Source organism: Aliiruegeria lutimaris, from assembly GCF_900099935.1.
Classification (GTDB): Bacteria; Pseudomonadota; Alphaproteobacteria; order Rhodobacterales; family Rhodobacteraceae; genus Tropicimonas; species Tropicimonas lutimaris.
Genome location: NZ_FNEK01000056.1, coordinates 1 through 20,846, shown reverse-complemented (window position 1 = coordinate 20,846; position 20,846 = coordinate 1). Strand labels below are relative to the sequence as shown.

Genomic DNA, 20,846 nt, shown 5'->3' with positions numbered 1-20,846 from the left:
ACCGACGACATCGCTCGAAACGGATATCCGAAGATCGACTGTCATGACCGAAAGGGTATGGACATGAAAACGGGAATACTCGCGTGTTCCGCTATGGTTCTAAGCATGGTGCTCTCGTCGCCTGCCTTCGCCGATGAAGCGTCGGACCGGGCCGAGATACTGGAAATCTGGGACAGGTACGAAGACACCCGCATGGCCGGCGACGCCGAAGGCTGGCTTGCGCTCTGGGACGAGGACGGCATCCAGGTGCCGTTGGAACGGCCGCCACGCGACAAGGACCGGTTGGCGGAAATCGCCCGCAAGGCGTTCGTGGCAATCGACGCATCCGATTTCGAGATCCGTTCCGACGAGGAGATCATTATGGGGGATTGGGCCTGGTCGCGGGGCAGCTACTCTATGGTCTTGAACCTTCAAGGAACAGACCTCGCCCGCGAGGGAAACTTCCTGACGATCTTCCGGCGCCAGCCAGACGGGTCCTGGCGGATCTTCCGCGAGACAATCAACCCGTTTGATGACGTGAAACCATGATGACACCGGCCTTGCCGCGGGGAAGGGGTCCCTTCCAGCTGCATCGTCGCCCCGTCCTCCCGAGGCCTGAAGTCATTGTTCCGCGCCCAATCGAAGGATCGTTTCGCCATGCTGATGTCTCCGCCGACCCGCCTGATTGTTGTCGCATCCACCTTTGCCCTGGGGGTCGCCCTTGATCCGCTGCCGTCGCAATGGTCCGGAAACCGTGCGATTTCGACCGCGGAAGCCGAAATCGGGCGTCCACTCACACCGGGAAGCGTTGCCGGGGTCAAGCGTCGGACAGAATTTCGCAAGATCCGTCGGACAGGCAATTCCGTCGCGACCCTGTCGAGCGAGTGTTCGACCGTCATTGTCGAAGGCGTGCAGCTGCACAAATGCGGGGGGACCTACTATCAGGAGGTCGACGGCCAGTACTTCGTTGTCGTGATCGAATGAGTGACCTTCATCGCTCGAGTTGCGCATCGGGGCGCGCGTCCCGAATCCGACCTTGCCAGGCCGGTTCTCGGCAACCGTTCCTTTCCGGGAAGCTGTGGAGCCAGGTGGCGGCGGCGATTGCTGCAGTCTGGCAACCGCATGTGTCACTGGCACAGTCAATGCAAGGAGAAAGGCAAGCCTACGAAGTGCCGCTCACGGACGAGAGCGCGGAGCGCCTGGGATTCCGGAACGGTTCCTTCCTTGCGCTTCCGATCCCGTCCAACGACCCCAATTTCGGCACCGGGTTGCTCCTTGCGCTTGGCTATCTGTTCAAGGCCGACGAGGAGTCGAAATCGTCGTTCATCGCCGGTGGAGCCTTCAAGACGTCGAATGGAAGCCTCGGTGGCGGCGTGGCCGCAGACCTTGCCTTTGCGTCCAACCGGTGGAAGGCGACGGTCTTTCTCGGAAAGGTTGAGGCCTACTATGACCTCGATGCTTTCAGAAATCCCGTCCCACTGCGTCAGGACGGGACGCTTGGTCTCCTGAAGCTGGGATATGGGATCACCCCCAACTTCTCCATTGGGCTGGGATTTCGATACCTGGATACCACGGTTAGGCCCGACGGTGAGCGAGTTCTGCCTGGCAAGATTGCCGAAGATGCCAATATGGAAATTGCGAGCGTTGGTGTGCTGGTCGATTACGATACACGCGACGACAACTTCTATCCGACGGTGGGCCGGAACCTGTCCTTCGAGATCTATCACCACGACGTTCTCTCGACCTCGCGCGATTATCTCAGGGCAATCCTGAAGTTGGACGCCTTTGCGCCCGTTCGCGCAAATTCTGTTCTGGCAGGCCGCTTCACAGCCTGCTCTGCCTCCGACAAATCACCCTATTTCGAGTCATGCTCGCTCGGGGGAACCGACGGTTTCCGCGGGTTTTCCATCACCGAAAATATCGGTGACCAGTTGGTTTCCGTGCAGGGATCGTGGCGCGGGCGAATGGGCGAACGGTTCGGCTACGAGGTCTTCGGAGGCGCTGGTCGAATATGGAACGAGCGGTTTCAGGAGGAAGAGAGATCGGTTCGCTTCGCTGGTGGGGTGGGGCTGAGATATCGGCTGACCCGGAAATTCCCGATCGACCTTGGCATCGACGGAACCCTGAACGACGCCGGTGAAGCCACGGCCTACCTCCGGGTGGGGCAGGCTTTCTGATGCAAGACGGAAGGAACAGCGTTTTGGAAAGCAAATCCTATTCGTTGCAGGCATTGCTCCTGTCCATGGGGTCGATCCACCTCGCGACAGCGGCGCTTGGAACCCTGGTGGCACTCCGGATTGCCGCAGTGGGCGGATCGGCGGAACTGGCTTCGCTGGTAGCTGCCAGCTACTCGCTCGGTTTCCTGTTGGGATGTTTCTACACCTACAAGCCGTTGGCAAATGTCGGCTATGTCCGCGCATTTGCCGCCGCTGCGGCGCTCTGCGCGATGTTCGCCCTGTTGATGTCCCGCACCGATAGCGCGGCCAGCTGGGTGGTCGCCCGGTTTGTGATCGGGATGGCGACCGCAGGACTCTACTCGGTTGGAGAAGCTTGGATCAACGACTCCGCACCGGCCGAATCCCGGGGGCGAATCCTTGCTGTCTATTCGACTGTACTGGGGGGCGCGTCTGTCGCCTCGCAAGCCCTTGTTGCCTTTGTCGCTGAGGATCTCGCCGCCGGTTTCGTGCTGATGTCTGCAACATTCTGCTTCGCCATTGTCGTGCTTGCGCTGACGAATGTGAAACAGCCAGCGGTGAAAGGCCATGCCACCGTCCGCTTGCTGCCAGTGTTCCGCTATTCACCGACAGCCTTCGTTGGCACTCTGGTCACGGGTATCGTCGTAACCGTCTTCCTTTCGATACTGCCTTTCCAGGCCTCCACTGTCGGGATCAGTTCCACGACCATCACTGTCAGCATTGCCATGGCCTATGCGGGTCGGATTCTGTTCCAGTACCCGCTCGGGCTCATTTCTGATCACATGGATCGTCGGATCCTGATCGTTGCCATCTCGTTGGTAGCTTCGGCAGCCCTGCTGTTGATCGCACTTTTTGTTACCGGGGACGGGTCTGCCTTGCAGGGAGAGCCAGGGATAGGTGTGCGGCTTGCTGCGACCGGCATCTCGATTGTGCTGGGGGGGACGCTACTGCCGCTCTACGCGATCCTGATGGCCCATGCGATGGACCGGACAGATCCGGTATACGTGCCGTCTACGGCCATCACCCTGTTGTTTGTCTATACCTTTGGGGGAGTCATTGGGCCGGTCCTGGTGGCCGTGATTTCTGTCCTGTTCGGAGATGCGCTCATGGACTGGGCGATGTTCTCGCTTCTCTTCGGCTTCAGCATCTTTGCTGCATGGCGAATCCGCCAACGAGCGCCCGTCCCATCGGCCGAACAAGCTGTCATTGCGCCAGCGACCGCGACCAGTGTTGAAACCCTTGCAAGTGAAAAGCGCGTCCATTCAGTACAGAGTGGATAACAAGCAAGTGGACTGGCTAACCATCGATCTTTCGAGCACAAATCGGCCTTGAGTGACGATACGTTGAAATCTGGATGTCTGCATGCGTCTACACAAGCGGCCAAGCGCGCAGTCGCCGAAAAGGTCGGCAAACCGCCCTTTCTGTTAGATGTTGCGGATGCGGAATGGCCTTAGATGGCGGTTCTCTCCCGTCCGTCGCAACGTAGATTCCAATGTCCGCTTTCGACGATCATGTCAGTCTATGAGTGGGATGAAGACGGCACGCCAATTGAGTTCGGCAACGCTGGTTGCGAGCCCCCGCAACCAGAAACCCTACACGATATCAAAGACTTGAAGTCGGCCTCGGCCGATTCAGTTTTTGATGTCGCGTTTTACATCAACACCACCTCAACGTTTGACGAGTCCACTATGTGGAACAAGGGGAATCGCGGCCCAAGACGGTCACATGTGCCGTGGCCGGCCTCTTCGGGGAGCCTCATTGCTTCAAGCAAACGATGGCAGGATGCTCAGAACTTCGACCGGCCACATCGAGTCAGAACGACTCAAAGCGGACGCGGAGGAGTAAGGATCGCCCGCCCAATGGATCGCATCGGCAATGACGTGAACGGCCCGGTGCTGACGTTGGTTGTATCCTCAACGAATGTCCGCGTTGGTTTCGGAGATTTTCTCCTTCGTCCAAGGGGCTCCTCAATTCGATGGTTCATCCGCGTGTCTTGAGACACGGGGTTCATTTGCGAAAACAAGTCACAATCGGGCCGCACCCGAGAGGCAAGGCCGGTTTCAGTAATCGCGCGTGAAGAAAAAACCGAAGGCGCTGTCACCGCCTGAACGAGATCTCCCGACAATGGACAGATCGTTGTTGAGTTCCAGTTCGATCACGACCTCAGAGTCACCCGCGCTATCGGAATCGACCCTGAGAAGAACATCGCGACGGGCCGGCCTCGGAGCCTTTCGCGGTGCGCTGCCCTCCGGTTCGGCCGAAACTGCCCCTCCTTGCAACCGAAGGCCGAATGGGTCGTTCAGACTGCCTGATGCGGCAGAGGTCGCGCCGAACAGTATCTGCGCAGCCTGAAGCGCGCTGACACCGTTGACCGGGTTTCCAAGAAAGAACCGAGAAACAGCTTCATCCGGCGGATATCGATTGAAACGGTGAGGTTCCGTTTCGCTCGGATACTGGGACCATCCGATGAAGTTGACATTCAGGCCGTTGACGGGGCCAGACAGGATGGTTTCAAGCGTGATGTCCCTCCTTTCGCCTCGGGCTACCAGCTCGATCCATGGCGACAACCCGCCTTGCAGCCAGAGATTGCCGGACGTCAGGTCGAGCCGCCGACCAAGAAGGCTCATTTTGCCGTCCAGCAGGCCGATTTTTCCCGTCGGACGGATATCGGTCGTGTCGCCCTGAACAACAATCTCACCACCCAGAATTGCCGAAATCGACCCACCTACTACCCGCACGGTGCCCGGTACAGACACTGCCACGTCGAGGTCGATCGCCGGTCCATCGCTCGTGTTCTGGTCAGCTGATTTGACCCCGGCCCTTGCCCGTGTGAGCCGGACATTTGCTGGTTCATTGACATGGCGGATGGTGGGAATCGGGGGGGCCGCCGGGATGAGCCTGGAGGACAGATGCACGATCGTGTCGCCGACAGTCACTCCGCCGCCCAGACGCATTCCGCTTTGGGTATCGCCGGAAAAGACAAGGCTGCCGTCAATCTGACTGCTGAAGATTCCGGGTTTCTCGATTCGGAAAGATTGCAGGTCGCCGCTCAACACTGTCGGGAAACGTTCTTTGAGTTCCGTCGTCCCGGTCCAAAGGACGCGCCCGCCAGAACTCCCTGCAGCATTGCCTTCGATCCGGATCAGCCCGTCATTCAAGCGCGCGACAAAATCGATGGCCTTGAATCCTTCCGTGATGCCGACAACCGACAGGCTTGCCCCCTCTATCGTGACGTCACCCGACAGCTCCTCGACAGAAAAGGGGGCGCTGGTTTGAAACGAAAATCTTGCGGTGCCGTCGATGGCGTTGGGGACGATGACGTCATTTACCATCTGCAACGGCATGTCACCGCGCAGCGAGAAGGAAGGTTTATGACCGGATGCCGGGAGCCGCGCATCGAGCGCCGCGCGTATGGCACCGGGCCCCCTGGATTCAAGATCAATTTCCCAACCGACGGAATCCTGCCCCGCGACACCTTCCACGGAAATGCCCGTATTGAAGGGGGCCGGTAGGGACAAAATTCCCGGAAAATAGCCCTGGACGTCCAGACGAGACGCCTGTTCCTGGAGCGCGCCCTTCAGTGCAGCCGACAGGCCACCCGGTCCTTCCATGACAAGCGAGGTATCCCAGATGTCTTCGGCGGTTTCCTTGAGACGGGCAGAGAGGCTCACCGCTCCCGGAAAGGAAGGGGCAAGAAGGGCAAGATCATCAAGTGTGGCGTCCAGCGCCAGGCGCCCACGCGCATCGCCAAGACGACCGTCAGCCTTCACGCTCAGAGCTTTGGCCTCAAGGACCGCGCCGTGGATTTCGCTGCCGTCTACGTCGCGATGCAGGGCGGTCGAAAGCGCTACATCAGACCCCAGGAGCCTGTCGGCACTCTCGACGCCGGTCCGCAATTCGCTGAACTCAAACGCGACATCGGACTCGAAATCTCCCCCGATAACATCGACGTCCCCAGATACCGAAAGAATCGCAGCCCCGCTGACATCAAATGGATCCGGCCAGTCCATAACCGAGAGATCGACAATGTTCCCGGACGCTTTGCCCGACACCTTCAGGCTGCGGTCTTCCGCCCTGACCTCGCCGTTAATTTCGATCCGCGCATTGGCCGCATCCAGCCCGAGCCCTTCGATCAAGACGGGCTCGCCCTCTTCCCATTGGACCGAGCCCTCCGCCCGGAAGTCTGACCCGAGAAGTCGGGAAAGCGGATTGTCTGGAACATCCAACCCCGAAAAAACTGTGGCGCCCGAAAAACTTGCACTGAGCGCCCCCGGATTGTCCGAGATCAGACCGCTCCCATCGATGGAGACCCTTTCGAGCCTCGTATCGACGCGCGCGAACCCATTCACGCTCCCTTTGACACTCCACCTCTCGCTGATGTCGGAGTCAAAGCCTGCAGTGATGAATGCACTCCGGACAGACAATGGATCGCCAGAAAAAGGCAGCGTCACACTGTTTCCGTCACTGCCCGCAATTTCTCCGCGAAGCTGGAAAGCGTTGGGGATATTATCCGCGCCGACATCGGCGGACCCGGAAATAGTCATCTCTGCTGTTGAAAGCCTGAACTCGGAGAGTTCGAAAGATGAGTCGGCACGACGTATCGCGCTGGCTGTGATCTCGCCGTCCGGTCCGAAGAAACCCCTGACACCTGGCTCGAAGAGGGCACGCACATCTCCACCAACACCAAGCGAAAACGATTGGTTGCCTGCTGCATCGCCGCGAGATGTGAAACTGCCTTCGAGACGTTCCACACTGTTGGTCTGAAGCTCCAACTCGGCGGAAAAATCGTCATAGCTCCCATCACCAGTGATCCGGAGGTTGATGGACGGGTAACCCGGTAGCTTCAATAACCGGGACGCCGCACCACCGGGCGATTCGCGCACCCTGGTCTCGAAGTCGATGGTGTCCTTGCTACTGTCGTAGTTCAATTGAAGTTCGAGAAAGTCCTCCCGGCCGTCAACCCTCGTCGCAACGATTTCAGCCGAACCTCGATTTCTCGTCAGGTTCACACTCCCACCGACTTCCATGAGTGCTGGCACATCGAAGGCAGGTCCGGAAACGGTGACGGAAGGCATATCGAGTTCGTCAATCCGAAAGGAGACCGGAAGTTGAGGCAGTGAGAACCCGCGTGCTTCAGCAGGGATCAGGCTTTCGTCTTCTGCGCTGGCCCACCTTCGAAGCGTCACGTGCTCGGCGCTGACCTGTCGGAAGATCACGTTTCGACTGATCAGGCCGGTGCGGTTCCAGTCGATAACCAAGTTCCGGATCACAAGCCACTCGCCGAGATGATCGGACGCGCTCACCCGCGCCACCGTGACCGGGCCGCGTGTTACGCCTGACATGCCCTCAATGAGAACCTCGCTCCCTTCGATGCTGAGAAGATCTTCCAGAAGACGTGTCACGTATCCTCTGTCTTCTCTGCTTTGCGCGGTCGCACCTGAAAGCGTGCAGACAATCAGGGCGAGTGTCATGCAGAGGAGCATCAGGTTACGACGAACACCGACGCTGGCCCAACGCCCGGCAGGCTGCGGCAAAGGTGTTCCGAGGCCCACCGAAGCCTCGGCGTTATGCGCTCGGCCGGCATGGAGAGTGGAATGATCTGGCCGCGCAGAGTTCATCAAAGGCTCCCGGTGGCTGCGATTTCCACGATCGCTGACAACACGGCATTCGCGGCGACTGAAGCAAGGATCATCCCCATGACACGACTGACGATGGCCGCACCTGCATTCCCGATCAACCGGATGATGGGATCGGCAAGCAGCATGAAGAGATAGGCGGCCAGCAGCACCGCCACCATGACGCCCGCCGTTATTGCTTGATCCACAACGGGTTGCGTCGTGTTATCCGTCAGCAGGACGATGGCCAGCATCGCGCCGGGCGACGCGAGCGAGGGCACCGCGAGTGGGAAGATCGCTGGGGAGGGTCGATCGGAGTTGTCGGTATCTGAGTCCGTCACGTGTACATCGGACTCCGCCTTCGGATCTCCGAAAATCATCGTCAGGGCAAAGAGGAAAAGCACGATGCCGCCAGCGACTTGGAAAGACAGCAGGCTGATACCGAGCGCTTCAATCAGGACTTGGCCGCCAACGAGGAAGAACAGGAGCACGCCGATACTTACGGCGGTTGCCAGGAGCGCCGTCGAGCGGCGTTGCGGTGCGGTCATCGCGGCGGTCACCGCGATGAACACAGGGATCGTCCCGATCGGGTCGATGACAACCCAGAGGGTGATAAAGCGTTCCAATAGGTCGGTCACACAGGTTCCTCCCGAATGCCTGCAGTTTCAGGCATAACTGACGCTGCCGAAAGCAGTTGTTCGAAAATCATCCGGATTCACTCTGCAACCGTGACGTCCACGGCCACCGGGAGCCCCGGAATGAGAAACGTCTCCGGGTTCGGGACTTCGGCCCAGATGGTCAGGGAGCTGTCCTCGGCGTTCAGGGCGTTTCCGGTTGCTACCAGTCGACCGGGCTGGTCGAGCCGTTCCCCGGTGGGCAACGTGATGTTGACTTCGAGCGAGTCCAAGAGGTTGCCCAGCCGATCCGGGGCCGCGCCGTGGAGTTCCAGGAGCGACTCGTAGGGATGGCTGAAGGAGACGAGCACGGGATCGAGCTGTGTGATCTCTGTGAGGACCACACCAGTTTCTGCTTTCACGTAGCTGCCAGCCGAGTACGCAACGCCGTCGATGTAACCGCTAATCGGGGCTGTGATGACAGTTGCGCCCAGCTCGGTTCTGGCGATTTCCAGCGCCGCCTCTGCCGCGCTCAGGTTCGCGGTGGCCAGGCGCAGCGCGTGGTCGGCATCGGCGCGGGCAATCTCGGTCGTCCGTCCACGCTCATGCAGGGTGGACGTACGGAACAGGTCGGCAACAGCCATCTCAAGCTCGACGGTCTTGCGGGTCACGTCTGCCTCGGCCGCACGAACCTTCAACCGGTAGACGGTTGGGGAAAGTTCAAGGAGCGGTTGCCCTTCTTCGACGTATTCGCCGGGAGTGAACAGGACCTTCGACAAGGTGCCGTTTACGGAGTTGGAGACAACTGCGCGATCCCCCACCTCCACCCGGCCCTCGAAGGCAAGTTCTTCCAGCATGGTTTCAAAGGAGCCTGTCCCATCCGGCGCGGCAGCGATGGCTGCGGTGCTGCTCAAGAAGGCGAAGGTAGCGGTCAGCAGAAGTGTTCTGAACGGGTTGGAGGGGATCATGTTCGAGACCTCATCTGGGGTGGGATTTCCGGGTTCTCCCAAGAGGTAGTCAGCGCGCCCCGCCTTCGGAATTCCCTGATCGGTTCCCAAAGTGATCAAACGGCGACATAGTGGCTCCGTGCGCGACCCGATGCAGAATTCCAGGGGTTTTCTTCCCACCATCGAGACCTTGGACAGGCTTGCGTCTCCAAGGGTTGTCGAGCGTGCCATGAGGGATGTCGGACTGAACCGCACGGTGATCGAGGGCCCGCCAATCCTCCTGCCATTGCGGTCTCACACCGGACTTCTCGAAGCCGTCTCCGAGATGCTCGGAGAACGTCATCTCGGGGCGATCATGGCAAGGGATTTTGCCTTCGACTCCCTGCGCGGATCTCACCCCTATTCAAGCTACGCCCTGGGCGCGTCCCGGTTGGATCTGGGGCTTCAGCGCGCCAGCCGTGCGCTCCCTTTTCTCCAACGCGGGACGGAAGTTCGCACCCGCCAGGACGGGCAGAATCTGGTCTTCAGTTACGGCGTCAACCTCGGCAACGGCGTCGGAATCCAGTTGCTCGAACAGGAGATCCCCCCGGTTCTGATCGCACTCGTTCGGCCTTTCCTCGGTCCGAACTGGCTGCCGGACTGGATAGAGATGCCCGAGGCGCACAGGCTTCAGAAGCCAGCTCTGGCGCGACTTTTCGGAACCGAGATACGCGCGAATGCGGCGCTTCCGGGGATTGCAATCCCGCTGTCGCTGCTTCGGACGCCCTCGGGGATCGATCACAATGAAAGGCTGCAAATGACGATCTCCGGCATCAGGGGCCTGCGCATCAACCGACCGCCGCGCACCCAGGTCGAGATCGTTCGTCAGGCGCTGCGAACCCAGCTCAACATGGGGAGCGCCTCGGTCGAGGATGTGGCCATGGCCCTTGGCGTCGGCGTCCGGACGCTGCAACGGCAGCTTCGCACCGAGGGGAGCTCGTTCAAGGAGATTGCCCAGTCCGAGCAGGTCGACCGGGCACGGATGCTCCTGAGCGAAGGCGACCTGAGTATCGCGCAGGTCGCCTTCTATCTTGGCTTCACGGAGGTCAACAGTTTCCGGCGGGCCTTCCGCTCCTGGTTCGGACAATCTCCGACCCAATTCCGGTCCCGGTCCGCCGGCTAATCTGTCAGGCTGCCGGCTCCTGTTGAGGCTCGTCCACTTGTGCGCTGCCCTGTTCTTTCGCCAGCGCCTCCACCTCGGCCTCGGCGATCTTGCCTGCGGTCTGAACCATTTCCAGGCTTCCAACCGGGATCACCCGGGCCGTGACGGTCTCTTCCGGTGCCTCCACCTGACGGGAGCGGAGCAGCGCAACGCCGATTAGGGTGGCATTGACGGCGATGAAGGCCACCGGCAAGGCATTGTCGCCAAAGACCGGTGTCAGTCCCATGACGGCAAGCGGTCCCGAGATGGAGCCCGCCGAGTAGATGACCAGCAGGGTGGTCGAAACCGTGATCAGGCGCCCCTCTTCGGCGCGGTCGAAGGCCAGCGCGGAGGCAACCGAATACATCGGGTAGATCGAGGCGCCGATCGCGAGCGAGGCGACGAGCGCAACCACCTTCCAGATCTGTCCGTTCTCGCCCATCAGGTATTTCCCCTCTTGCGGACCGAGCGCGATCAACGTGACAGCGAACAGGAGGATCGGCAGGGTGAGTCCCGCCATGACAAGCCGGCGGTCGAACTTGTCCGACAGGGCACCGATTGGCCATTGGAACAGCAGGCGCCCAAGATAGATTGTCATGATGACCATCGCCACCTGTCCGACCGGCACACCACTCGTCGTGAGATAGAAGGGCACAATGGAGATCATCGCTGCGACGGTGAAGCCTGAGGCAAAGGAGCCGACACCGGCCGAGACAGAGGGCAGGCTCAGGGCGCCGGCCTTCCCGGTCGGGCGCTTCACCTCTGGTTGTGCCGCGGGCGTCGTCGCGATCACGACTACCGAGAGGTTCATCAGGATCGCGAAGACAAGGACGAGCTGGTCCGCATCATTGCCCATCCAGAGGAAAACAAGCTGACTGACGGTAGAAGCAAGCCCGAGCACGATGCTGTAGGCGGCGATGACCTTACCGCGCGAACCGGAGGGAGCCGATTGATTGATCCAGGTGTCGGAGACGGCCAGCACGGCGGCGATGGACGCGCCCATGACGAAACGCAGGGCAGCCCAGGACAGGGCACTATCGGCCATGTCCATGCCGATGATCGAGATCGTCGCCACGGCGGCGGCGGCGGCGAAGACGCGGATGATGCCGATCCGGGCCGCTTGCGTGGGTGTTGCGAGACAGCCGAGCGCGAAGCCGAGCGAATAGGCGGCGGCGATGAGGGAAAGCTCGGCCTGCGTGCCGCCGTTCCGGGCGACAAAGACGCCGACCATGGTGGTGATGGCGGCATTGGCGAGGTTCACAAAGAACGAGGCCGCCATCAATGTGGAAAGGTGTCGGAACATGGATCTGGTCCTTGGGGATTGTCAGGCCGGCGAGTTTGCGCGGCCGCTGAGACTGCTGTGCCCCGAAGCGGCGGGCGCTCCGGGGCAAAGGGTGGTCAGGTGGTTCAGCCGAGGTGCCGGTCGAAGAACTCGTAGAGTTCGCGCTGCGCGTCTTCGGCCTCGGGAACCGGCGTCAGCAGGTTCTGCATATAGTCGCCATGGGACTGTCCGTCATAGACATGCAGGTCAGCCTCGACACCGGCATCGCGAAGGGCGCGGTGCATCCGCACGGTATCGCTCAGCAGCAGGTCGCGGGTGCCCGAGATGAGGACGGTCGGCGGGAAGCCCTCAAGATCGGCATTCACCGGGGAGAGCAGCGGGTCGGACGGATCGGCATCGCCGACATAGAGCTCGAAGGCGCCCGCCACCACGCCGTCCCGCGCACCGAGTGGATCCAGTCCCTGCAACGTGTGCCAGCTGTCTGAAATGTTCTCCAGATCAGTGGCCGGTGTTCCGGCGAACACGGCTCCCGGCAGATCGGCGTTCATTTCCCCGAGCTTCACCGTCGTCGCCAAGGCGAGGTTGCCGCCAGCAGACGTGCCGAAGATCGCGGTCTTGGCCGGGTCCGTCTCCGCGGTGATCTCTGTCCAGACCGCAACCGTGTCTTCAAGCGCGGCCGGGAAAGGATGCAGCGGGGGCTGCCTGTAATCGACCGAGACGACCTCTGCGCCAAGACCGGTGATGTCAGAGCAATCTGGATTGCGGCCGGGTAGGGGGCTGAGTAGCTTCCCCAAATGACGAAACGCGACCCGTTCAAATACTTTAAGACCAGCCGAGAAGTCATCCGCCTCGCAGTGATGCTATACATACGGTTTCCCCTCTCTCTGCGGAACGTCGAGGACTTGCTGCATGAGCGCGGCGTCGATGTCAGCCATGAATCCGTCCGTTACTGGTGGCATCGGTTCGGCCCGATGTTTGCCTCGGAAATCCGCCGGAAACGGGCTGACCGGTTGCGTTCCTGGCCACAGTGGAGGTGGCATCTGGACGAGGTCTTCGTGAAGATTAACGGCGAACGCCACTACCTTTGGCGAGCCGTTGATCACGAAGGAGAGGTTCTCGAAAGCTTCGTGACGAAAACGCGGGACCGGAAAGCGGCATTGAAATTCATAAGAAAATCAATGAAGCGCTACGGCCGGCCGGAAGTCATCGTGACTGACCGCCTCCGATCTTATAGTGCCGCGTTGAAGGAGATCGGCGCGGTCGGTCGTCAGGAAACCGGTCGCTGGCTCAACAACCGGGCGGAGAATTCGCACCTGCCATTTCGACGACGAGAGCGAGCAATGCAACGGTTCCGACGGATGCGAAGTTTGCAGTTGTTTGCATCCGTCCACGCCTCGGTTTTCAACCATTTCAACTCGGAGCGCAGCCTCTCTTCCAGAGCCAACTTCAAGAAGAACCGCGCCGCTGCTCTCGCTGAGTGGCGCTGTCTCTGCGCGGTATAAGGGACACCTATCCTGCCCTTGCTGAGACTGGTTCGAATTTGTCTGCCAGCACCCCGGTTCGGCAATATGGATCTTGTCGGTGTAGCCGCCGACCGTGATTACGTTCCAAGCCTGAGCCGGGTCTTCGATAGGATAGGTGTCAGCATGCTGGACATCGTGGAACATAATTGGGTTCGGTGCATTCCCTGCAGAAACGACGAATAGGCGTCTGGGAGCCCTTGCATCCTCGACGGTGACACCGGCCGCTTCCTGATCCAGAGCGGCGCTCCATGTCGATGGTTGCGTGCCAGATATGTCTTCATTCGTGACTGCCATGCAGAACACGCGCCTGCGGTCTGGTCGCCCGATCTCCGCGATACTGACCGCCGACTTCGTGATCGGTCCGTAGAACCGCTCATCTGGCTTCTCCATTCCGGGAGGAGGAAGAATTTTCACGCTTTCCAGCCGATGACCCAGCCGAATAGGGTCGACGCTGGCCAACCGAGGGACAAGATCCCCGTGCAATGCGATTCCTGCCATTTGGGTACCATGTCCCGGACGCGGCCCTGTATCATCCACGCCCCATTCTGGTCGGACACTATACTGATCGGTTGGCGAAAGCGCCGGTTCAATCAGACCGTGTGCGCGGTTGACGCCGCTATCGAGGAGGCAAACCGCAGGCACATCAGTGCCGGGCCATTCGATTCGCTCGGCAAGATCATCGGTCCATTCGAACTGCTCATCGGGGTCGAGGTCATCAATAAAGAAAACCGGAGTGTCGGTTGCTCGGCGAAGTTCAGTGATCGAAAACCGGGCGAAGAGCATTAGTTCTATTGTGGCGCGAGGAGCAAGTACGGGCACCACCACGTGCTCAGGGAAGAACAGACGTTGCTCCGCCGGTGCACAACGCGCTTCAAGTTTCTCAGCTAACGCGTCGAGCTCTTTCTCGGCGGACTTCACGCACCAGACTTCCCACCAGATCGTGTCAGAAGGGTTCTGGGGTAACGCGTCTAAATCATCAGTCCAGAAGGTTTCAAGGCGAGCTTTTCGGATGGCTTCAATGGGTTCGACAAATGGCTTGTACGGCGGATTCTTTCCTTTCTCAGTGAGCTCACCGGTCTGGTAGTCCGCCAGGATGCTTTCGAGCTTAAGTTGAGCTTCTGCCGGTACGAACAAGCCCACGATCCGGTTTTCAGACGCGTCCAACTTGGCTGATGCGGGTTTGAGATGACTGCGCTTCTTTTCAAGGCTGTCTGGGTTGGAATTCGGCCTCAATTCTACCTCGAGGTAGACCCCGGGTTCGGGGGCTACGCGATCGTCACGCGGACGATCTTGCTCAAAATCCGTTATTGCGCTCGTCAGTTGCTTCCTGAGAAGTCCGCCGTGCTGTTGGCGTTCCCGAGGTGGAGGACTTGCCGGAAATCGCTCACTCGTGGACTTGAAGTCAGCCCGTTCTCTTCTGTTTTCGATGTTGATGTGCGGGAGAGTATACTTTGATGCCATTTACAATTTTGTCACTGTCGTAGGTCGAAATGCAGCTTGCATTTGTCGCCTGTCATTCAGCCTGCGGAGTAGATCGTTCGTGGTCACGTTCTTCCTCTCAGCCAGTATTGCGGTCTTCACCGCGTCTTCTGTTGCGCGTGCAATCTCGGACTGACTTAACCCCTCGGCCAATGCGAGAATGCTTTTCCAGCTCAGGTTGGGATACTTCATTGGACGCAGGTTGAACTTTATGATCGTGCGGATTTCTTCTTCCGTGGGAGGACAAAATTCCATGACCAGATCAAAACGACGCAATAGTGCAGGATCGAGTAGATCCGGGTAATTCGTTGCGCCAATTACCACGCTATCCGTGGAGTTTGGCTCTTCCATGAATTGAAGGAATGAGTTCAGAACGCGTCGCATCTCGGCGACGTCATTTGTCGCACCGCGATTTCCGCCGACGGCATCGAATTCGTCGAACAAGTACACTCCCCGGTGTCGAGCAGTTTCATCAAAAACCAGCCTGAGCTTTGCTGCGGTCTCGCCCATGAAACGGGTGATCAGGCCCTCTAACCGAATGACGAATAGCGGTAAACGTAGTTCGCCTGCTAAGGCTTCCGCAGACATAGTTTTGCCCGATCCCGGCGGACCGACGAACAACACTCGCCGGTTTGGTGTTTTGCCGTGCTCGCGCAGCCAGTCACGCTTTTGCTGCTGCAAAACAACGTCATCCAACCGTCCGCGAAGGGATGCATTCATAACCACACTTCCAAGGTCGAAGCGCGGAGGGCGCATCTCGATCAGATCGGCGAGGTCGCCTCGGGGGGACGCGAACGGCACGGCAACAGTCTGACCAGAGGCGGCCTTTTCCCTTGCCTTGTCCACTGCAGCTCTCAAGTCTTCGGCGAGTGTACGACGGCCTTGTCGCGCCTCCGCGGCGGCAACTTGCAATGCAATCGAGTAGAAGTGCTCGTCGTCACCTTCCGCCTTGCTTTGGAGCATTGCCAGTATCTGCTTTGCGTTGGACATGCTCGAGGCCCTTGGTGTTTGCGCCGATTTGCTTTTTCCCAACGGGTTATATTTCCGGACCGTCCAGGTTTGGCGAGAAGATCGCAAATCCTTGCCGATTTGTCGACTGAGAATTCGGCACTATGTCCTGGGTACGAAACGCCATGGTTCGGCTCTCGGCATCGTCTCAATCACCTCGATATCTCGCAGGAGCACAGAGTTCGACAAGCCTTCTTTGATCCAGCCCAGCGCATGCCACCAATCGGCGTTGTCAGAGGGAATCCGGTTGAGCGGGGCAGGGCGGTCTCGTAGCGTCTCGGGATGACGAATGACGACCCATTCAAATACTTCCGGACGAGCCGCGAGATCATCGGGCTGGCGGTCATGATGTACGTGCGCTTTCCGTTGTCGCTCCGGAACGTCGAGGATCTACTGCACGAGCGTGGCATCGACGTCAGTCATGAATCCGTCCGGTTCTGGTGGAACCGGTTCGGGCCGATGTTCGCCGCCGAGATCCGCAAGAAACGCGCCGAGCGTTTGCGTTCCTGGCCTCAGTGGCGGTGGCATTTGGATGAGGTGTTCGTGAAGATCAACGGCGAACGACACTATCTCTGGCGCGCTGTTGATCAGGAAGGCGAGGTCCTGGAAAGCTTCGTCACGAAGACGCGAGACAAGAAAGCTGCATTGAAATTCTTGAAGAAAACGATGCGGCGATACGGCAGGCCAAAGGCCATCGTCTCTGATTTGCTTCGGTCCTACGGCGCAGCGTTGAAGGCGATCGGCGCCGAACAACTACACGAAACTGGCCAATGGCTGAACAACCGAGTGGAGAATTCGCATCTGCCATTTCGACGACGAGAGCGAGCCATGCAACGCTTCCGACGCATGCGAAGCCTACAGATGTTCGTCGCCGTCCACGCCTCGGTTCATAATCATTTCAATTCGGAGCGCAGCCTCTCCTCCCGGGCCATCTACAAAAAGAACCGTGCCGTCGCTCTCGCTGAGTGGCGCCAGCTTGGCGCGGCATAAGGGACAGCGATCCTGCCCTTGCAGAGACCGGTTCGAATCCGTCTGACAGCACCGTTCGAACTGATCTCCCAGCGATACGAGCGCGGCTCCATCCTCATCACCTCAAACCTGCCGTTCGACGAATGGACGGAAACCTTCGGATCGGAACGCCTCACCGGTGCCCTCCTGGACCGGCTGACCCACCATGTCAGCATCCTGGAGATGAACGGGGACAGCTATCGGCTGGCTCAAAGCCGGTCCCGCCAGATCAAGCCGACAATCTGAACCGCAACGCCATTTGGTCCTGCCGGACCAAAGCGCCCCGGCAACCGCCAGCTAGATGGGGAGCGCGTTTGCCGGGGCGCCGATCACGCCGGAACTGGCCGACTTTTGCGCCGCCCCGTGGCTGGAATTTGCTCCGCCGTTGACACCGGCCTGCGCCGCCCCGAAGCCTGCAGCAAACTGGTCGTTAGCTCAACAATCGGGCGGAGAACTCGCACCTGCCATTCCGACGACGGGAGCGGGCGATGCAACGCTTTCGGCGGATGCGAAGTTTGCAGAAATTCGTCTCCGTCCACGCCTCGGTGCTCAACCATCTCAATTCGGAGCGGAGCTTCTACTCGAGGGCAAATTTCAAGAAGAACCGCGCCGCCGCTCTCGCCGAGTGGCGCGGTCTTTGCGCGGCATAAGGGACAGGGCTACTGTCCGACCTGAGAGCGGTTCGAATCCGTCTGACAGCACCGCTTTCGGCTACCGCGAGTTGCAGTGACAGCGCCGCGCGGAGAATTCGCAACTTCCATAATGACGACGAGAACGCGCAATGTAACGCTTCCGGCGGATAGGAATTTGCAGAAGTTCGCCGCCATCCAAGCCTTTGTCTTCAACCATTTCGGTTCCGAGCTTAAGAGACCATCGAGGAGCACTTGCAGGCAACTAAAAGGGTGACCGGGCTGTGCACGCCCAGCCACCCGGCTCCCACATGGGGAGCGTCGATTAGGTCTTCTCGCGGCAATCGAGGCGCTCTTGGAGCCAATCCAGCACTTCTTGTTCGACCCATCCCACCCTGTTGGGGCCAAGGATCACCCGCTGTGGGAATTTCCCGGCCTTTTCCAGCCGTGCGATGTGTTGAGGCGAGTACAGGACCAACTCTTTCACCTGACGCTTTGACAGTATCCGCATCACGATCTCTCCATGACTGAAGAGCATCGCGATGCCCCAGGTTACGACGATACCTAGGCGGTCGAAGCCTACTCCTTGTCCAACAGGTTGGCGAGGAACTTGTCGTACCGCGTCATTGCGTCCCGCATTTCCTCAAGATACGAGTGCCGATTGTACACCGCAGCAACGCCACTGATTGAGCCTGAACGGTGGTTCAACATCCTTTCCGTGACGTGGAGTGGCGTGCCAATCTGGGCATGGAATGTCGCGAAGGTGCGACGGAGGTCGTGGAGTGTGAAGTGGTCGATCTCGGTTTCCGTAATGAGTCGTCGCTGGGCTCTAGACCAGCCATTGTATGGCTGATCGACTTCTTGATCGCCGAAGACGTGGGTGGCACCGCCCTCGATTGAATTCAGCAGCTCGATCGCGAGGGACGACAGCGGGACTTCATGGCCGTGCTTGTTCTTGGTCCGATCCGCAGCAAATATCAAAAGATCTCCGTCGATCTCGCTCCATTGCAGAGCTGCTATCTCGCCTCGTCTTTGGCCCGTCAGAAGCAGCAAGGACACGATATCGTGGAAGCGGCCACGGTTAGCACCCGTGAATTTCAGGAGCGTCCGCACTTCCTCTTGAGAAAGCGTTCGTTGTCTTGTCGAAGACGCATTCGGACGGTTGTCCGACCCGAGGGGGTTAGATGACAGGTATTGCTGGCGGACAAGCCAGTTGAAGAAGACCTTGAAGGTCGTAAACGCATAGTTCTGACTGGAAGGGCTAGTTGTGTACGCCTCGATCGCCCGCAGCACGTCGCGACGGCCGACTTTGTCGATCGGGCCAGAGAACGGGATGCTGGAAAGGTACAGTTGATATCCGTCGAGCGTCGAGGTGCGGAGCCTCTTTTCACAATCTGCAAGGTATTCTTGCAGGACTGCGTTGTAGTCGAAGGAGCGGGCAGTATCGCCATTCCTGAGAATATCGCCAGTGGCGACCCGTGCCTGCTTGCGAGCATCGGCAAGGCTAAGTTCTGGATATCGTCCGAGTGTACGGAGACGCCGCTTGGGGCCGTACATGATGACGAACGACTTGCTGCGCGTTGAGCACCTTAGCCCAAACCCTGGTGTTGCCTCATCCCAGTATGTTTGCTGACCCGAAGTGGGCAGCGCGAGCTTCTTGATGGCGAGGTCTGTGAGGCGCAAGCGCATGTTCAGTCTCTTTTTAGTCGCTGAAATCGTGAGCGTAAGAGGGCAAATCAATGATCTGCTATGTTCACCCTTGTCCTCCTTAATTGCTGATAAATAAACGATTTGGTGACGAAATGTGAAGCTATGATCTAATCTGTCTCTTTACTACGAATCAAGGGGTCGGGGGTTCGAATCCTCCCCAGCGCGCCAAGAATTTCAAAGGGTTAGGCTGAAATGCCTAGCCCTTTTTCTTTTGTGGGTCTGTCAGGGGTAACGATTGGGGTAACAAACGGCCACAGCTGACCAGGCAGTGGGGCTCGAGACACCGCCAAAAAGAGTGCCCGAACCGAAGAAGGGAACCGCGTTGGTCACGAGCGCCGGTACGTTCCCATCCGTGTCGGCGGGAGCGCGTAAGTTTGGTTTGAATGTCGGAACGGTCCACGCGCGGCTCAGGAATGGTTGGACACCCGATCAGGCCGTAGGCATTGAGCCGCCGCCTGGTACGGGGTGAATGGATTTAATTCATCGGCCTTCTGCCCCCGCCACGACACGACAGCCGTCAGGCTTGTTCCGACGCGCGTAAGGACGCCTGCCGCTCTCCACTTCTCTCTCTCGGCTAGGTATGGGTCAAGGATGGATTTCGCATTAGACATTGTTTGCAGCGCTCATGAGGATGTCGTTGAAGTCGAGCCCGTCTCCGGGGTCTACGGTCGAGACTTTCCAGCCCAGACCGGTCGCTCGTTGGGCTAGAGAAAGTGCCGATTTGCGTCCATTTGGATCGCCGTCGGCGGCGATCACCAGTTCACCGGGTTTTTCAGGCAAGTTCAGAGTTGCCATACCTGAGGCCGACAGCCGTAGAGTTTACCGTCACGTCGAAGGTCGGAAAACGCGTCATATGCAGCCTCACGGTCTAACTCCCCGGCCTGAATAGCTTCGGCAACATCGAGCCAGCCGTCCTTTGCCATGGAGAAAAAGCGTGGGCTGAATCGTTGGTTCATGCCGCCCCATGCCATCGCCGCCGCACAAACGGTCGCGGTGTTGACGGACCTGTCTTCCGCCAATGAGAACACTTCAGACCGTTTCACCTGCGCCTTCGGGAGGCATGCAGGATCGACCCCCTCCAACCCCCGCGCGAAGCTTTGCCCGTTCTTTCCACCCGTATCATCCGGATGGAGGCCATCTTTCAGGCTCTCCTTGAATGCTGCCAGCACTTGAGGTTCCCACTGGGAAGACGGGTCTGCATGTTGGCTCATGTCAATTCTCCCGCGAAGGCTTGCTGCAGAAGGGACTGGCGGAGGTCGTCGAGGTCGACCATCTGGGACTTGTACTGTGCCGACGCGGCATCAATGTGGGCGCGAAGGCTAGGTCATGTTGACAAATGGCGGAGCCAGAGGCGGATTGATGTGATGTCGATGAAGCCGAGGAAGCTTTCGGCCGTTTTGTCGTAGCGGGTCGCGACGCGGCGTGCATTCTTGAGCTTGTTGAAGCATCTCTCCACCAAGTTCCGCAGGCGATACAGTGGGCGATCAACGCCAACACGCTTCTTTCGCGACTTCCGCATGGGGATCACTGGTTGAATGGCCCGTTCCCGCATCTCTTCGCGAATGCTGTCAGCATCGTAGCCGTCGCCATTTTCGCTCGGACCAATGGCGCTCCGATGGCAACTCGGCCAGCAACACGAAGGGTTCCGGCAGGTTATCGTCCATGACGAGATCAAAG

At 59.2% G+C, this 20,846-nt stretch carries 17 protein-coding genes and 4 pseudogenes; 9 read left to right on the top strand and 12 right to left on the bottom strand.

Going from position 1 to position 20,846, the window contains the following annotated elements:
• The first annotated feature begins 63 nt into the window (after positions 1 to 63).
• From BLR85_RS20420 to BLR85_RS20405, 4 genes are all read left to right on the top strand, one after another.
• Complete coding sequence (locus tag BLR85_RS20420) at positions 64 to 528, top strand: YybH family protein (protein WP_170844667.1); 465 nt, start codon at positions 64 to 66, stop codon at positions 526 to 528.
• A gap of 108 nt (positions 529 to 636) precedes the next feature.
• A complete protein-coding gene (locus BLR85_RS29245; protein ID WP_170844666.1) occupies positions 637 to 963 on the top strand; it encodes a DUF6515 family protein in 327 nt (108 codons plus the stop codon).
• A 158-nt stretch (positions 964 to 1,121) separates the two neighbouring features.
• Positions 1,122 to 2,156 carry a BamA/TamA family outer membrane protein gene (locus BLR85_RS20410; protein WP_170844665.1) on the top strand — a complete coding sequence of 345 codons (1,035 nt, stop codon included), beginning with the start codon at positions 1,122 to 1,124 and terminating at the stop codon, positions 2,154 to 2,156.
• 23 nt (positions 2,157 to 2,179) lie between these two features.
• Positions 2,180 to 3,454, top strand: coding sequence for an MFS transporter (locus BLR85_RS20405; RefSeq protein ID WP_093161571.1), 1,275 nt, complete (start codon positions 2,180 to 2,182; stop codon positions 3,452 to 3,454).
• A 780-nt stretch (positions 3,455 to 4,234) separates the two neighbouring features.
• Here BLR85_RS20405 and BLR85_RS20400 read toward each other — a convergent pair.
• From BLR85_RS20400 to BLR85_RS20390, 3 genes are all read right to left on the bottom strand, one after another.
• Complete coding sequence (locus BLR85_RS20400) at positions 4,235 to 7,792, bottom strand: translocation/assembly module TamB domain-containing protein (RefSeq protein WP_093161569.1); 3,558 nt, start codon at positions 7,790 to 7,792, stop codon at positions 4,235 to 4,237.
• Positions 7,792 to 8,427: a MarC family protein gene (locus tag BLR85_RS20395; protein ID WP_093161566.1), complete on the bottom strand. Its 636-nt coding sequence runs from the start codon at positions 8,425 to 8,427 to the stop codon at positions 7,792 to 7,794. Before BLR85_RS20395 ends, BLR85_RS20400 begins: the two co-directional genes overlap by 1 nt.
• Positions 8,428 to 8,504: 77 nt before the next feature.
• Entirely contained in the window at positions 8,505 to 9,371 is an 867-nt protein-coding gene (locus BLR85_RS20390) for an efflux RND transporter periplasmic adaptor subunit (RefSeq protein WP_170844664.1), read from the bottom strand.
• A gap of 208 nt (positions 9,372 to 9,579) precedes the next feature.
• Between BLR85_RS20390 and BLR85_RS20385 the strand changes: the two genes are divergently transcribed.
• Positions 9,580 to 10,512, top strand: a complete 933-nt coding sequence (locus tag BLR85_RS20385) for a helix-turn-helix transcriptional regulator (protein ID WP_170844663.1) — start codon at positions 9,580 to 9,582, stop codon at positions 10,510 to 10,512.
• 4 nt (positions 10,513 to 10,516) lie between these two features.
• On the opposite strand, the gene BLR85_RS20380 is transcribed toward BLR85_RS20385, so the two are convergent.
• Positions 10,517 to 11,833, bottom strand: a complete 1,317-nt coding sequence (locus BLR85_RS20380) for an MFS transporter (RefSeq protein WP_093161554.1) — start codon at positions 11,831 to 11,833, stop codon at positions 10,517 to 10,519.
• A 104-nt stretch (positions 11,834 to 11,937) separates the two neighbouring features.
• On the bottom strand, positions 11,938 to 12,606 hold the full coding sequence (locus BLR85_RS20375; protein ID WP_093161552.1) for an alpha/beta hydrolase: 669 nt from the start codon (positions 12,604 to 12,606) through the stop codon (positions 11,938 to 11,940).
• Here BLR85_RS20375 and BLR85_RS20370 point away from each other — a divergent pair, their 5' ends adjacent.
• Positions 12,607 to 13,314, top strand: coding sequence for an IS6 family transposase (locus BLR85_RS20370; RefSeq protein WP_093161549.1), 708 nt, complete (start codon positions 12,607 to 12,609; stop codon positions 13,312 to 13,314).
• A gap of 51 nt (positions 13,315 to 13,365) precedes the next feature.
• On the opposite strand, the pseudogene BLR85_RS29970 reads toward BLR85_RS20370, so the two are convergent.
• Positions 13,366 to 14,118 (bottom strand): annotated as a pseudogene (locus BLR85_RS29970) (S8 family peptidase); the annotation flags it as partial.
• A 678-nt stretch (positions 14,119 to 14,796) separates the two neighbouring features.
• Positions 14,797 to 15,804: an AAA family ATPase gene (locus tag BLR85_RS20360; protein ID WP_093161544.1), complete on the bottom strand. Its 1,008-nt coding sequence runs from the start codon at positions 15,802 to 15,804 to the stop codon at positions 14,797 to 14,799.
• 300 nt (positions 15,805 to 16,104) lie between these two features.
• Here BLR85_RS20360 and BLR85_RS20355 point away from each other — a divergent pair, with 300 nt between their 5' ends.
• The 3 genes and pseudogenes from BLR85_RS20355 to BLR85_RS20345 all read left to right on the top strand — a co-directional run.
• Entirely contained in the window at positions 16,105 to 16,812 is a 708-nt protein-coding gene (locus BLR85_RS20355; protein WP_093161541.1) for an IS6 family transposase, read from the top strand.
• 54 nt (positions 16,813 to 16,866) lie between these two features.
• Positions 16,867 to 17,076, top strand: a pseudogene (locus tag BLR85_RS20350) (ATP-binding protein); the annotation flags it as partial.
• 188 nt (positions 17,077 to 17,264) lie between these two features.
• A pseudogene (locus BLR85_RS20345) lies at positions 17,265 to 17,480 on the top strand (DDE-type integrase/transposase/recombinase); the annotation flags it as partial.
• A gap of 304 nt (positions 17,481 to 17,784) precedes the next feature.
• Here the strand turns inward: BLR85_RS20345 and BLR85_RS20340 are convergent.
• The 5 genes and pseudogenes from BLR85_RS20340 to BLR85_RS20320 form a co-directional block, all read right to left on the bottom strand.
• The gene (locus BLR85_RS20340; RefSeq protein WP_093161539.1) at positions 17,785 to 17,970 is read right to left on the bottom strand and encodes a helix-turn-helix transcriptional regulator; all 186 of its coding nucleotides are present in this window, start codon (positions 17,968 to 17,970) and stop codon (positions 17,785 to 17,787) included.
• A gap of 68 nt (positions 17,971 to 18,038) precedes the next feature.
• Complete coding sequence (locus tag BLR85_RS20335) at positions 18,039 to 19,148, bottom strand: tyrosine-type recombinase/integrase (RefSeq protein WP_093161536.1); 1,110 nt, start codon at positions 19,146 to 19,148, stop codon at positions 18,039 to 18,041.
• A 624-nt stretch (positions 19,149 to 19,772) separates the two neighbouring features.
• Complete coding sequence (locus tag BLR85_RS20330; protein ID WP_093161532.1) at positions 19,773 to 19,964, bottom strand: toprim domain-containing protein; 192 nt, start codon at positions 19,962 to 19,964, stop codon at positions 19,773 to 19,775.
• Positions 19,952 to 20,380: a hypothetical protein gene (locus BLR85_RS20325; protein ID WP_093161531.1), complete on the bottom strand. Its 429-nt coding sequence runs from the start codon at positions 20,378 to 20,380 to the stop codon at positions 19,952 to 19,954. The genes BLR85_RS20330 and BLR85_RS20325 overlap by 13 nt, the downstream gene beginning before the upstream one ends.
• Positions 20,381 to 20,493: 113 nt before the next feature.
• Positions 20,494 to 20,846, bottom strand: a pseudogene (locus BLR85_RS20320) (transposase); the annotation flags it as partial.